A 14011-nucleotide genomic window follows, 5' to 3' on the forward strand; every position below is an offset into this window, starting at 1 on the left:
TTTACACCGCCAGCTGCTGCAGCAAATACAAGCGCTGATACAGCCCACCCTCGATCCCCATCAGCTCCTCATGCGCGCCCGACTCCGTGATGCGCCCGTGATTCAATACCACGATCCGGTCCGCATCGCGAATCGTCGACAGCCGGTGCGCGATCGCGATGATGGTGACGTGGCCGCGCAGTTCGTCCAGCGCTTCCTGCACGATCTGTTCGGTGGCGCTGTCGATGCGCGAGGTGGCCTCATCCAACAGCAGGATGCGCGGTTCGCCGGCCAGCGCGCGGGCGATCGCGATCAGCTGCTTCTGGCCCGAGGACAGGCGCGAGCCGCCTTCGCCGAGCGAGGTGTCGTAGCCCTGTTCCAGCGCTTCGATGAAATCGTGCGCGTGGGCGGCGCGTGCCGCAGCTTCGATGCGCTCGAACGGCAGTCCACGGCCCATGTCGATGTTTTCGCGCGCCGATGCGGCCAGGATGAAGGGGTCTTGCGGCACCAGACCGACTTCGTTGCGGAAATGGTCGTTGTCGATGCCGGCGATCGGCTCGCCGCAGATTTCGATGCGCCCGGTCTCGGCCGGGTAGTAGCGCAGCAGCAGCGACAGCAGCGTCGATTTGCCGCTGCCGGTGTGGCCGACGATGCCGAAGAAGGCGCCTTGCGGGATGTCGAGCGTGATGTCGTGCAGGACGTTCTGGCCCGGTACGTAGGCAAACGTCAGGCCCTGCACGCGCACGGCCGGCGCATCGGGGCGGGCTTCGAGGCGTGCGCCGGCGGCGCGGCCGGCCGTGTGTTCGGCCGCGCCGGGTTCGTCGAGCAGGGTGGCGACGCGCGCGGTGGCGACCACCGCCTGCTGCAGGCCGCTGAACTGCATGGTGATCTGGATCAGCGGCTCGACCACGCGCGCGATATAGCTGATGAAGGCGTACAGCACCCCGACTTCGACCGCGCCGATGCTGCGCTGGCCGAAACTGAAGATGACCACCGCCAGCAGGATCACGTTGAGCAGGTCGAGCGCGGGCCGCAGCAAAAAGGCGTTCGCTTTCAACTCCGACAGGCGCGCGTCGTAGTGCTTGTCGTTGGTGGACGCAAAACGCTGGCCGAAGCGGCCGGCGGCGTTGCTGGCCTGGAGCACCGTCATGCCGCCGATCGATTCGGCCATCTGGCCGTTGATGTCGCTCCTCAACGCACGCGCGCGCGTCACCGCCGGCGCGGAGAGGCGCTGGTAGAGCCAGACGATGACCAGCACCGCCGGCAGCAGCGCCAGCACGATCAGCATCAGGCGCCAGTCGAGCCAGGCCATGGCGATCATGGTGCCGACCAGGACGATGCTCGAATCGAGCAGCACGAACAGCACCTGGATGTACAGGGTTTTGACGGCCTCGGTATCGTTGGTCACGCGGCTGACCAGCTGGCCGGTAATCGCGCGGTCGAAGAACGCCATCGGCAGGCGCATCACGTGGCCATACACCCATTCGCGCAGGCGCTGCACCGAGCGCATCGCCATGCCGGACAGGCGGATCAGCTGCAGGTAGCGCAGCCAGGAGGCGGCCCAGCCGGTGAGCAGCACGCCGCCCAAGAGCAGCGACATGCGCGTCCAGTCGGCGTGGCGCGGCAGCAGGTGGTCGTCGATCAGGGCTTTACCTAAAATCGGGCCGATCACTTCGAGGAAGGCGGACAGCATCAGCCACAAGGTGGCCAGCATCAGCTGGCGGCGGTCGGGCCAGGCGGCGCGCTTGAGCAGGCTGCTCGCTTGCGTGAGCTGGGCGCGACCGGCCTTTTCCATTGGTTTAGCTTGCGTCAAGGCTGGCCTCCAGTTGTTGGTAGCGCCACTGGCTGGCATACCAGCCATCCAATGCGAGGAGTTGCTCGTGGTCGCCCGATTCGACGATGCGGCCATTTTTCAGCACCACGATCAGGTCGGCGTTGACGACCGCCGACAGGCGGTGGCTGGCGATGATCGCCGACAGTTCCGGCCTGGCCGCACGCAGCTCGGCCAGGTGTTCGAGGATGCGCGTCTCGGTGCCGGTATCGACCGCCGACAGGGCATCGTCCAGCAACAGCAGCGAACTGTGCGCCAGCAGCGAGCGCGCGATCGCCACGCGCTGGCGCTGGCCGCCCGAGAGCGTGATGCCTTTTTCGCCGACCGGCGTGTCGTACCCCTGCGGGAAGCGCAGGATGTCGTCGTGGATCGCGGCCATGTCGGCTGCCGCCTCGATCTCGGCACGGCTGGCGCCGGGGCGGGCCAGGGCGATGTTCTCGGCGATGCTGGCCGAGAACAGGAAGGATTCCTGCGGCACCCAGCTGGTGGCCGCGCGCAGGGCGGCCAGCTGGTAGCTCGCCAGTGGATGGCCGCCCCAGGTGACCGACCCCGCCTGCGGCGTGGCCTGGCGCAGCAGCACGCGCAGCAGCGTCGACTTGCCGGCGCCGGTCGGGCCGACCAGGCCCAGCGTCATGCCGGGACGCAGCGCCACCGAGACGCCATCGAGCGCCGGCTTGTCGGTGCCGCCATAGGTGAAACGCACGTCGCGCAGGACCAGCGCGCCGTCGTCGATGCGTTCCAGGCTGCCTTCGTCGACCACCGTCAGCGGCGCATCGAGCATCGGCTGCAGGCGCGCCAGGCCGGCGCGGCCGCGTTCGATCAAGGAGAGCACCCAGCCGGCCGCGAACATCGGCCAGATCAGCTGGCCCAGGTACATCGTAAAACTGGTCAATGCCCCGATGGTGAGCTGGTTCTGCCAGACCAGGTAGCCGCCCAGGCCCAGTGTCAGGGTGCTGGCCGCGGTGAGCGTCAGGCCGACCGCCGGCTCGTAGGCCGCTTCCCATTTTTTGGCATCCAGGCTGGCGTCGGCCGCCTTGCCCGCCAGTTCCGAGAATTGCGCGCTGCTGCGCGCTTCCAGGCCGAGGGCGCGCACGGTGCGCACGCCGGAGAGCGATTCCTGCACATGGTCGTTCAATGCCGAAAAGCGCTTCAGCGAATCCGTTTCGGCCGTGTGGATGTGGCGCGAGATATACCAGAAGGCCAGGCCCATGAGCGGAAAGGGCAGCAGGGCGATCAGCGCCAGGCGGTAGTCGACCCCGAGCAGCATCACGCCCAGCACCATGACCAGGGTTAGCGTACCGTCGAAGCCGGCCAGCATGGCTTCGCCGGCGGCCATCTCGATGGCGTCGATGTCGTTCGTCGCCAGCGCCATCAGGTCGCCGGTGCGCTGCTTCTGGTAGAAGGCCGGGCCTTGCGCCGCCAGGCGCGCGTACAGGCGCGTGCGCAGCTCGACGCCGAGGCGGTAGGCGGCCGAATACAGGCGGATGCGCCAGCTCACGCGCAGCACGTAGATCGCCGCGCCGAGGGCGAGCAGCTCGAGGATGCCCATGGTGAGGTCGTGGGGCGACAGGGTGTGCGCGGCCAGGCCGTCGATCAGGCGGCCGACCGTGCGCGGCACCCAGACCGTGCACACGGCGACACCCACCAGCATCACCGCCGACGAGGCGTAGGCCTTCCAGTGGCGCAGCACAAAATTGCCGACCAGGCTTGCTAGACTCATGTTGTTCCTTGTTTCTGCTTCTGGCGGACGCGTGGACGGCATCGGCGCCGCGGACCTGCCGCCTTATGCGGTGGAGCCGTCCACCCTACGTTCGCCAGGGTAAGCGCACCGGAAACCGGCACGGGTGCGGCCCAAATAAAAAAGCGGGCCGAAGCCCGCTAGTTTACTTTTTTTGCGCATCAGGCGCAGCGCGCCACGCGCGGCCGCTCAGGGCTGCTTGCGGCGGCCCTTGGTGCCGCGGATTTCCGTGACCTTGGTGGTGGCCGGAACGACGACCGGCGGCGTCGCATCGACCGGCTCGACCTTCGGCAGTTCGATCTCGACCGACACCTCGACCGGCACGCTGGCGGCCACCGGGTGCGGCGGTTCGACCGACATGTCGGTGATTTCGCTGGCGGCCAGGGCGATCGCGGTCGGCGCGACGGTCGGTGCGACGTCAGAGGTCACGATTTCGATCGACGGCAGGCTTTCCGGTTCGGCCACGGGCGCGTTAAACGGCACGGCGGAAACGGGAGCCGATGCAGGCGCAGGCTCGGCTTCGGCCGCCGGGGCTACGGCCTCTGGTTCCGCAACAGGAAGCGACGGCGTCATGCTCGCCACCGCCGCATCGACCGTTTGTTGCGCCGCAGCGGCATTCGCGGTCGTGATCGCATTCAGGGCGTCGGCACTGTAGCTGCGCAGCGGCGTGAAGCCGGCGGCGATGCTGAACAGCTCGTTGCCGTAGTCGAGCATCGAGCGCAGTTGCTGTTGGGATTGGGAGCCGAAGGCCAGCAGGTCGCGCGGGTCGCGTATGGCTAGCAGCTGGCGCAGGGCGGCGGACGACTGTTCGATGGCGCTACGCGAGGCGTTGAGCTGGAGCGCGACGACGCGGCTGGTCTGGTCGAGGGCCTGGTCGCCGAAGCTGCGCATCAGGTTGAATCCATTGTCGAGCTGGGTAAGGCGAGCGGCTGAAAACTGTTCTGGAAGCGAAGTCATCGGAAAATCCTTATCGATCGGCTATCGGTTGTGACGTGTTAGTGAACGTGCAAATGAGTAAGGGCGCACTGTTATGGCGCACTGCAACATAACTAGTGTAGTCCCGATGCTGAGTGCTGCAAAGCGAAATTTGCCACTGTGTCATGTGCGCAATATTGCATTGCAGCACCGTTACAATTGAACACCTAATACAACATCGACAGTGATGGGAAATCGCTACAATTATTCGACCTGAACGGGAGCGCCCATGGACCTTGTACTACGTAATGCCACTCTGGCCGATGGCCGCAGCGGGATCGACGTCGGCGTCGCCGGCGGCCGCATCGCCGCTGTCGAAGCGCGCCTGCCGCTACAGGGCGCGCGCGAAATCGACGCCGGCGGCGACTTGCTGTCGGCGCCGTTTGTCGATGCCCATTTTCACATGGATGCCACGCTCAGCTATGGCCTGCCGCGCGTCAACCAATCTGGCACCTTGCTAGAAGGCATCGCGCTGTGGGGCGAACTGAAACCGCAACTGGCGCAGGAAGCGCTCATCGAGCGGGCGTTGCAATATTGCGACTGGGCCGTGGCGCGCGGCCTGCTGGCGATCCGCACCCACGTCGACATTTGCGACGACCGCCTGCTGGCCGTCGAAGCGCTGCTCGAGGTAAAACGGCGGGTGGCGCCGTACCTCGACCTGCAACTGGTCGCCTTTCCGCAGGATGGCCTGCTGCGCAGCCCGAGCGCTTTCGATAACCTGAAACGGGCGATCGTCATGGGCGTGGACGTGGTGGGCGGCATCCCCCATTTCGAGCGCACCATGGCGCAAGGGGCCGAGTCGGTGCGCCTGCTGTGCGAATTCGCGGCCGAACGTGGCTTGCGCGTGGACATGCACTGCGACGAGAGCGACGATCCGCTGTCGCGCCACATCGAGACGCTGGCGTACGAGACCTGGCGCCTCGGCCTGCAGGGACGCGTCGCCGGCTCGCACTTGACCTCGATGCATTCGATGGACAATTATTATGTCAGCAAATTGCTGCCGCTGATCGCCGAGTCGGGCGTCGCGGCGATCGCGAATCCGCTGATTAACATCACCCTGCAGGGCCGCCACGACAGCTACCCCAAGCGGCGCGGCATGACGCGCGTGCCGGAATTGCTGGCCGCCGGCGTTGACGTCGCCTTTGGCCACGATTGCGTGATGGACCCCTGGTATGGCATGGGTTCGGGCGACATGCTGGAAGTGGCGCACATGGGCCTGCACGTGGCGCAAATGACGGGGCAGGCAGCCATGCTGCAGTGCTACCAGGCCATCACCGACACGCCGGCGCGCATCCTTGGCCTGGAAGGCTACGGCATCGCCCCCGGCTGCAACGCCGACTTCGTCCTGCTCGACGCTTCCAGCCCGGTGGAGGCAATCCGCTTGCGCGCCGCGCGCCGCCTGGTGGTGCGCCGCGGGCAGGTCGTGGCCGAGGCGCCGCGCGCGGCCGCGGCCCTGCACCTGGCCGGACGCCCCGGCACGGTCGACTTCCGTATCAGGCGCTGAGTTCGTCAAAGCGGATGCTAGAATCAATTTCATTTTTGATAAGAAGTATTGCCGAGCCGTGAAAGACCTCCAGATCCGCCCCGCAACCAGCGCCGATTTCGACGCCATGTGGAACATTTTCAGCGCCCATGTGCATGCGGGGGAGACGTATCCGTTCGAGCCTGACACCACGCGCGAGGCGGTGCAGGCCTACTGGTTCGGTCCCGGCGTCACCAGCCGCGTGGCGGCGCTGGGCGAACGCGTGCTGGGCATGTACCGCGTGGTGCCGAACCAGCTCGGGCGCGGGCGCCACGTCGCCAACGCCTCCTACATGGTCAGCCCGGCGGCGCAGGGCGCGGGCGTGGGCCGCCTGCTGGGCGAGCACAGCATGCTGGAGGCGCGCAGCCAGGGTTACCTGGCGATGCAGTTCAACTACGTGGTCAGTACCAATACCGCCGCCGTCATGTTGTGGAAAAAGCTCGGCTTTGCCATCGTCGGCACGCTGCCCAAGGCCTTCCGCCACAAGCGCCTGGGCTATGTCGATGCCTACGTCATGTACCAGCTGCTGCAGGATCCGGACCACTGGCCGACCGCCGACGAATAAGCTGAGTTAAGCGCTTTGTTTCCGCACGGCTGCGGTGCAGCATGCCCGTATGCGCAGTGATAGGATGAGCTTGTCAATTCGACATCCAACCTACAACAGCCAAACCATCCATGCATCCCGTCGAACCCGGTCCGAACGCAGCCTTCTACGTCGTCATGAACGCCGGCTCCGGCCATTCCGAAACGGCATTACGCGAATCGACCATCCGCGACGTGCTGGGAGCGGCCGGCCGCACCTGCCATCTCGAGGTCGTCGACGACCCGGGCAAGCTCGAAGACATCGCGCGCCGCATGGCGGTCCAGGCCAGGGACAACGATGGCGTCGTGGTCGCCGCCGGCGGCGACGGCACCATCAACACGGTGGCGCACGAGGCGGTGCGCCAGGGCTGCCTGTTCGGCGTGCTGCCGCAGGGAACCTTCAATTATTTCGGCCGCACCCACGGCATTCCCGAAGACCTGGAAGAAGCCGTGCGCGCGCTGCTCGATGCCCGCGTCACGCCCGTCCAGATCGGCATGGTCAACGACCGCATCTTCCTCGTCAACGCCAGTGTCGGCCTGTATCCGCAACTGCTGGAAGCGCGCGAACTGGATAAACGCCAGTACGGGCGCAGCCGCGTGGTGGCCATCCTCTCGGCCCTGAAAACGGCGCTCGGGCGCCACCGTCCGCTGCGCATCCGGCTCGAGCTCGACGGCATCATGCGCAAACTGCGCACGCCGACCCTATTCGTTGGCAACAACCGCCTGCAGATGGAGCAGGTCGGCCTGGAACCGATGGGCGAGGCGCTCGAGGAGGGCGAATTGGCCGCGATCGCGCCGCGCCCGGTGGGCAAGCTCGGCATGCTCGGCCTGCTGCTGCGCGGCGCCCTCGGACGCCTGGGCCAGGCCGAGAACGTGATCGCCTTTTCCTTCAAACGCTTGACGGTGAAGCATGCCGCGCTGTCGCCGCGCAAGCGCATCAAGGTCGCCACCGATGGCGAAGTCACGCACATGCGCATGCCGCTCGAGTTCCGCGTGGTGGAGGGACGGCTGCTGCTGTTGAAACCGGCCGCCAGGCCGGCGGACGACGCGCAATCCGCTTAGAGCAGCGGCGGTGCGGCCCCGTGCGGCCGTTGTCGGTAAAATGCACCATGACTATCCGACCGGACTATGCGGCGCTGTTCGTGGCTTCGCCCTATCCCTACCTGCTGATCGATCCTGGCTTCGTCATCATCGGCGCCAATCCGGCCTACCTGCGCACCACCGGCAGGGCCGCGCAGGACATCGTCGGCAAACCGATCTTCGACGCCTTTCCCGTCGACCCGGACCATCCCGAATCGACCAACCTCGACGAAGTACGGGCATCGATCAAGTGCGCCATCGCGACGCGCCAGCCGCATACCAGCGCCTTGCTGCGCTACGCGATCCCGGTCGCGACGGCTGGCGGCGGCGTTTCGTTCGAAGAGCGCTACTGGAGCGCGGTGCATAGTCCGGTGCTGGACGACACCGGCGAGGTCCTCTACGTGGCCCAGACCGCGATCGACGTCACGAGCCTGTACCGCTTCGATCCCTCCAGCGGGAAGTATTACCTGAAGCAGGAGGCGAATGCGGTGCCGGACATCGAGCAGATGAACCGGCTGCAAATGCACGAGACGATGGTGCGCATCCTCAACGACGAGCGCAGCCAGCTGCAGAATCTGTTCGACCACGCGCCCGGCTTCATCGCTTTCCTGTCCGGCGCGGACCATACCTTTGACATGGTCAACGAAGCCTTTTATCGGCTGGTGGGGCGCCGACCCATCATCGGCAAGCCGGCGGCAGAGGCGCTGCCCGAACTGGTGGGGCAGGGTTTCAAGGAGCTGCTCGACCAGGCGGCGCGCAGCGGCGAACCGGTCGTGCTGCGCGAGCGCCGCATCACGCTGTATCGCGAACCCGGCGCCGTGCCGGAAGACCGCTATGTGGACTTGCTGTTCCAGCCGATGCCCGGCCACGGCAAGCGGGTGATGGGCATTTTCGTGCAGGGGAACGACGTCAGCGGCGCCTACCACGCCAATCGCGCGCTGTCTGAAAAGGTGCAGCAACTCGAAGCGATCCGCTCGAGCCAGGCCTTTCAGCTGGAACTGGCGGACCGCATCCGCCAGCTGGACGACCCCGACCAGGTCATGGAAGCCGCCTGCGAACTGCTGGGCCGCAAACTGGGCGTCACGCGCGTGCTGTACGCCGAAGTCGACGACACGCGCGGCACGCTGTTCATCCGGCGCGACTGGAACCTGGCGGGATCGGCCAGCCTGGCCGGGCAGACCAAGACCCTCGACGACTTCGGTCCCGACATGATCGCCGACCTGCGTGGCGGCCGCGCGGTGGCCAACGGCGACGTGAGGCGCGATCCGCGCACGGCGGACCACGTCGCCGCCTACGACAAGATCGGCGTGCGCGCCGACCTGCTACTGCCCCTGGTGCGCGGCAGCCGGCTGCGCGTCGTGCTGACGATTCACAACGCCACGGCGCGCGAATGGCGCGAGGACGAAGTGCAGCTTGCGCAAGACATGGCCGAACGCACCTGGTCGGCGGTCGAGGCGGCGCAGGCGCAGGCGGCGCTGCGCGCCGAGCGCGACCAGAGCCAGTACATCTTCGACAGCATGGCCGAAGGTTTCGCGGTGCTCGACCGCGACTGGACCATCGTACGCATGAACGCGGAGGGACTGCGGCTGACGCAGACTTCGGCCAGCCAGGTGATCGGACGGAGCCACTGGGATGTATTCCCCCACCTTAAAAATTCCGAATCCGAGAGTATTTACCGCCGAGTCATGGCGACCGGGAAAACGGAAATCATCGAAACCCTGCACGTCATGCCCGACGGGACAGAGATGTGGAGCGAGGTACGCACCCACCGTTCGCTCGACGGCGGCATCGCCTTCTTCTTCCGCGACGTCACCGAGCGCCGCCTGGCGCAGGAACAGCTGAAAACGGCCGACCGCCGCAAGGACGAATTCCTGGCCATGCTGGCGCACGAACTGCGCAACCCGCTGGCGCCGATCGGCGCCGCCGCCCAGCTGCTGCGCATGGGCCGGCTCGACGAAGCGCGGGTGCGCCACACGAGCCAGATCATCGGCCGCCAGGTCGACCATATGACGCACCTGATCAACGACCTGCTCGACGTGTCGCGCGTGACGCGCGGCCTGGTCACGCTCGACAACGCGGCCCAGGACGTCCAGCAGGTCGTCATGGAAGCGGTGGAGCAGGTCACGCCCCTGATCCAGGCGCGGCGCCACCAGCTGGCCCTGCACCTGCCGCCGCAGGCGACCAGCGTCATCGGCGACAAGAAGCGCCTGGTGCAGGTGTTCACGAACATCCTGGCGAATGCGGCCAAGTACACCGACGAAGGCGGCAGCATCAGCCTGCGCGCCGAGGTCGACGGCGCCCACGTGCGCATCGAGGTGACGGACAACGGCATCGGCATGGCGCCCGAGCTGGCGGCGCACGTGTTCGAACTGTTCGCCCAGGCCGAACGCAGCTCGGACCGCTCGGCCGGTGGCCTGGGATTGGGGCTGGCGCTGGTGAAAAGCCTGGTCGAACTGCACAAGGGCACGGTGGCCTGCCACAGCGACGGTGCCGGCCAGGGCAGCACCTTCAGCGTCTGCCTGCCGCGCCTGGCCGCGCAGGAACATCCGCCAGCGCCGGCGGCAGGCGAGCACCCCCTGCAGGCGGGTCCCCACGGCTTGCGCATCCTGATCGTGGACGACAACGCCGACGCGGCGGCGATGCTGGCGATGCTGCTCGAAGCCTCGGGCCACCAGGTCGCGGTCGAACACGACGCGCGCAAAGGCCTGGCACGCGCGCAGGCCGACCAGCCCGACGCCTGCCTGCTCGACATCGGCCTGCCCGACATGGACGGCAACGAACTGGCACGGCGCCTGCGTGCGCTGCCCGAGACGGCCGGTACGCTGCTGATCGCCGTCACCGGCTACGGCCAGGAAGCCGACCGCCAGCGCACGGCGGCGGCGGGCTTCGACCACCACCTGGTCAAGCCGCTCGATCCGAAGCAGTTGTTTGCGATACTGGGGACGGTCTAATGTGGGGCGCTGCACGCGTGCGTTGAACGCGTGGGCGGCGCATACGCTGCGTCTGTTCATAGCGCGGGGTAGAGCCGCCCACCTTACGTCGTGCTGCCGGCACTATCGGCACGGGTCCGGCATACTCGTAAGGTGGGCGGCTCCACTCCGGCACGTGAACATCGTCACCGCTAACGCCGCCCACGCGTTCAACCGGCTCCGGAAACCTCGCGACGGTTCAAACGTGCGTTGAACGCGTGGGCGGCGCATATGCTGCGTCTGTTCATAGCGCGGGGTGGAGCCGACCACCCTACGGCCTGCCGGGTTTGGTAGGGTGGGCGCCCCGAGCCCACGCGTAACGATGCGCAGACGCGGCACGCATTTGTAGGGTGGTCGGCTCCACCCGGCGATATGCACACATGCGGCACGTGCGCCGCCCACGCGTTCAACCGGCGCGCGCTCACTCCACCCGCTGCACCCTCACCCCGAACAGGTCGAAGCGATTCGACGGCCCGCCCGTACCGCCGGCGCCACTGAAGCTGGCGTTGCTCTCCAGGTAGCTCATGTTATAGAAATCGATCATGCGAATGCGGTAGGCGCCCGGCTGCAGGCGCACACTCAAGGGTGTCGACAGCGTCGCCGGCACTGCGCCGCCCGCCGGCCTGGTGTGCGGCAGTTGCACCACGCCGGCCGCCAGCGTGCGCCCGGCCGCATCCTCGACCTGCAGCCATTTGACGCCGGCACTGATGCCCAGGTTGATCTGGTTCGCCTCGTTGCGGTAGCGCAGCTGCAGCGCATAGGTGCCCGCTGCCTCGATGCGCAGGTCGCGCAGTTCGAAACGGTCTTGCGGCGCGCCCCAGTTGGCCAGGTAGGGCGACGTACCGGCGGTCGCCTTCAGGCTCGCTACCACGCGCGCATCGGACACGGGAATCTCGACCGCCGCATCCACGCAGCGTGGCGCGCTGTGGTGGCTGCGGTTGCCGGACTCCTGGTACTGCGCCTCGACCGCGTAGCAGGCGTAGGGATGCACTTCGGGGTCGCGCCATTCGCCCGGTTTGACGTTGGCGGCGACCTGCCTGCCGTTGCGGTAGACGTGGTACACGGTGGCGGCGCCCTGGTTCGCGCCGGCCGTGAAGTACAGGCGCGCGTGATCGTCGCCTTCGCGCACCAGCGACGCGATGACCGGCTCGGGCGGGGCGAACACGGCCGGCGCTTCGACGTACGAGGCGGCGTTGACGCGGCGGATGGCATTATCGCCCGCCACCACCGCGCCGAGCGCGATCTCGATGGTGTCGCCGTCGCGCAGCTTGTCCCAGGCGATGGTGCTGCCCGCCGGCGCGCCGTTGAGCAGCACCTTGTCGACCCGGTGGACACCCGGCGCCGTGCTGGCCGGGGGCAGCAGCAAGCGCACCGAGACGCGAACACCGCGCAGGCGCAGGTTGTGCAGCATTGCCTGGCCGGTGCCGGCAAAGGTCTCGCGGCGCAGCGTGGTGGTGACGAAGGGCCGCAGCGCGATACCCGCATCGGTCGCCGTCACGCCGAACACCTGTTCGACCACCATGCCGAGGTAGGCGCCGACCGACCATAGCTGGCGGCGCGAATTGATGACGGGGCCGGTCAGCCCTGGGTGTTTTTCGTCGAGCAACAGCGGCTGGCCGGACAGCCACTCGAGGTTTTCCATATTCGACATGTTCAACGCCGCGCCGCGCATCAGCGAGGCATAGGCGGCGTCGGCCACCGCCGCATTGCCGACCTGGGCCGCGGCCTTCAGGCCATAGCCGGTAACGAAGGGCCAGATGGCGCGGTTGTGATACACCGGCATGCCCGGCTGCTGGGGCCAGATCACCGGTGGCCCCATCGGCCCGTGCGGGTAGCGTGCGAGGATGCTGCGCGCCTGCTCGGCGCTGGCGATGCCGGTGATGATCGCCAGCGATTGGCCGAGCCAGTCGAATTTGTGCAGCGGCGCGCCGTCGAAGTGGGCGGCGGTGAGGCTGCTGTACATGCCGGCCTCGGGCAGCCACAGCTTGGCGTTGATGGCCTCCTTGAGTGCAGCCGCCCACGCCGTGTAGCGCGCGGCGCGTGCAGTGTCTCCCGCTTCGCGCGCAAGGCGGGCGGTGAGGCTTAAAGCCTGGTAGTGGGCGGCATTGGTCGACACCGATTTCGACCCCGCCATCGCCGCCAGGTCGTCGGTGATCCAGGCGGCGTAGCTCTGGTCGCGCCAGTCGAGGAAGGATTGTTCGCCGGTGTACAGGCCATCCGCCGCGTCGAAGGCGGCGATGCGGTCGTTCTCGAGCGTGTTGGTGAGGGCTGCAAGCGCGCGCGCGGCAAAGGCGGCGCGTTCGGCGGCGGGCAGGGTGCGCAGGGTTTCCTCGGCCGCAAAGGCCCAGGCGACGCGGTCGGTACTGACCGGCCAGCTGCCGCCGCTGCCGGTATCCTGCACAATTTGCACATTCGGCTGCCCGCTGCCCGCAACCTGCGGCGCTTGCGGCGCGTTCTTCCTGAAACCGGCCAGCTTGAATGCGAGCGAATTGCGCACCCGCGCCGGATCGAGCAGGGCCAGGCCGAGGTCGGCCGCATACGACAGGTCGCGCGTCCAGACGTAATGCCACTTTTCTCCGGTCTCGAAGCAGTCGCAGGGAATCGCCGCGCCGCCGTTGTAGTTGCCATCGCGGATTTCACTGACCGCATCCTGGCGCATCTCGCTCGCCGCCAGCGCGAACAGCGCGTCGAAGGCGAGGTTCCCGCTGCGCAGATAAGGCAGGTCGGCGCTTTCGGCGTAGCTGCTGTGCTGCGGCAGCGGGTCGCGCAGCTGCATGGTGGTCGAATGGGTGTAGCTGCGCAGCTGGGCTTCGGGATCGGCGATCGAAAAGCGCGCTGTCTCCTGCTTGTCGTCCCAGGTGGGAAAGCCGAGTGTCGCCACGCGCGCACGGCCGGCATGCGGATCGGGAACTGCGCCGCTTTTGGGCTCGGCCAGGCGCGTGATACGCAATTGCGGCGCGGCCGGCTTCGAAGCATCGAGCGTGAAGCGGTAGGTGCCGGTGCGCGCCACGAACAGCGTCGCCTCGGGGCCGGCACGGGTGGCCAATTGCACCGGCTGATCGGGCTTGACGGCGACGCTGGCCGCCGGGTTCGGCACCCACTCCCGGCTCCAGTCGCCATTGCCCAGCTTGAAGCCGTGGTTGCCGGGGCTGACCAGGATGTCGGCCTGGTAGACCCCATTTCCCTTGTGCTGCAAGGCGTTGTCCAGGCCCCAGGCATTGAAGCCGCCGCGAATGTAGAAGGCTTCGCGCAGCGGGCCGGGATCAGCGGCGACGGCGCTGCTTGCAGCGAGGAAGGTGGGCAGCAGCCAGCGGGGAGAGATCATGTGAGACCTT

Annotated in this window: 8 protein-coding genes; 4 read left to right on the top strand and 4 right to left on the bottom strand. The window is 67.3% G+C overall.

All coding sequences use genetic code 11. The annotated features are described in order from the left end of the window. Window position 1 precedes the first annotated feature (1 nt). The 3 genes from IFT60_RS02245 to IFT60_RS02255 all read right to left on the bottom strand — a co-directional run bounded on the left by IFT60_RS02245 (window position 2) and on the right by IFT60_RS02255 (window position 4505). Complete coding sequence (locus IFT60_RS02245; protein ID WP_192049408.1) at window positions 2–1774, bottom strand: ABC transporter ATP-binding protein; 1773 nt, start codon at window positions 1772–1774, stop codon at window positions 2–4. Window positions 1775–1778: 4 nt separating this feature from the next. Next, the gene (locus IFT60_RS02250) at window positions 1779–3530 is read right to left on the bottom strand and encodes an ABC transporter ATP-binding protein (protein WP_192049053.1); all 1752 of its coding nucleotides are present in this window, start codon (window positions 3528–3530) and stop codon (window positions 1779–1781) included. 207 nt (window positions 3531–3737) lie between these two features. Continuing rightward, complete coding sequence (locus IFT60_RS02255) at window positions 3738–4505, bottom strand: phasin family protein (protein WP_192049055.1); 768 nt, start codon at window positions 4503–4505, stop codon at window positions 3738–3740. Between the two features lie 247 nt (window positions 4506–4752). On the opposite strand from IFT60_RS02255, the gene IFT60_RS02260 reads away from it, so the two are divergent. The 4 genes from IFT60_RS02260 to IFT60_RS02275 all read left to right on the top strand — a co-directional run bounded on the left by IFT60_RS02260 (window position 4753) and on the right by IFT60_RS02275 (window position 10658). Continuing rightward, the gene (locus IFT60_RS02260; protein WP_192049057.1) at window positions 4753–6027 is read left to right on the top strand and encodes an amidohydrolase family protein; all 1275 of its coding nucleotides are present in this window, start codon (window positions 4753–4755) and stop codon (window positions 6025–6027) included. Window positions 6028–6085: 58 nt separating this feature from the next. Next, a complete protein-coding gene (locus tag IFT60_RS02265) occupies window positions 6086–6610 on the top strand; it encodes a GNAT family N-acetyltransferase (RefSeq protein ID WP_374000662.1) in 525 nt (174 codons plus the stop codon). A 110-nt stretch (window positions 6611–6720) separates the two neighbouring features. Then, window positions 6721–7689, top strand: coding sequence for a diacylglycerol/lipid kinase family protein (locus IFT60_RS02270; protein WP_192049059.1), 969 nt, complete (start codon window positions 6721–6723; stop codon window positions 7687–7689). A gap of 47 nt (window positions 7690–7736) precedes the next feature. Continuing rightward, window positions 7737–10658 (top strand): hybrid sensor histidine kinase/response regulator, encoded by a 2922-nt coding sequence (locus IFT60_RS02275; protein ID WP_192049061.1) that lies wholly within the window; start codon window positions 7737–7739, stop codon window positions 10656–10658. Window positions 10659–11097: 439 nt separating this feature from the next. Here the strand turns inward: IFT60_RS02275 and IFT60_RS02280 are convergent, their stop codons facing one another. Continuing rightward, entirely contained in the window at window positions 11098–14001 is a 2904-nt protein-coding gene (locus tag IFT60_RS02280; protein WP_192049064.1) for an MGH1-like glycoside hydrolase domain-containing protein, read from the bottom strand. Window positions 14002–14011: the final 10 nt, after the last annotated feature.

Source organism: Massilia sp. CFBP 13721 (assembly GCF_014842025.1).
Lineage (GTDB): Bacteria > Pseudomonadota > Gammaproteobacteria > Burkholderiales > Burkholderiaceae_D > Telluria.

Excerpts from the sequence above, each read along its gene's own strand:
- IFT60_RS02255 (WP_192049055.1), bottom strand. The coding sequence starts at position 4,505 with ATGACTTCGCTTCCAGAACAGTTTTCAGCCGCTCGCCTTACCCAGCTC.
- IFT60_RS02250 (WP_192049053.1), bottom strand. The coding sequence starts at position 3,530 with ATGAGTCTAGCAAGCCTGGTCGGCAATTTTGTGCTGCGCCACTGGAAG.
- IFT60_RS02275 (WP_192049061.1), top strand. The coding sequence starts at position 7,737 with ATGACTATCCGACCGGACTATGCGGCGCTGTTCGTGGCTTCGCCCTAT.
- IFT60_RS02245 (WP_192049408.1), bottom strand. The coding sequence starts at position 1,774 with ATGGAAAAGGCCGGTCGCGCCCAGCTCACGCAAGCGAGCAGCCTGCTC.
- IFT60_RS02270 (WP_192049059.1), top strand. The coding sequence starts at position 6,721 with ATGCATCCCGTCGAACCCGGTCCGAACGCAGCCTTCTACGTCGTCATG.
- IFT60_RS02280 (WP_192049064.1), bottom strand. The coding sequence starts at position 14,001 with ATGATCTCTCCCCGCTGGCTGCTGCCCACCTTCCTCGCTGCAAGCAGC.
- IFT60_RS02260 (WP_192049057.1), top strand. The coding sequence starts at position 4,753 with ATGGACCTTGTACTACGTAATGCCACTCTGGCCGATGGCCGCAGCGGG.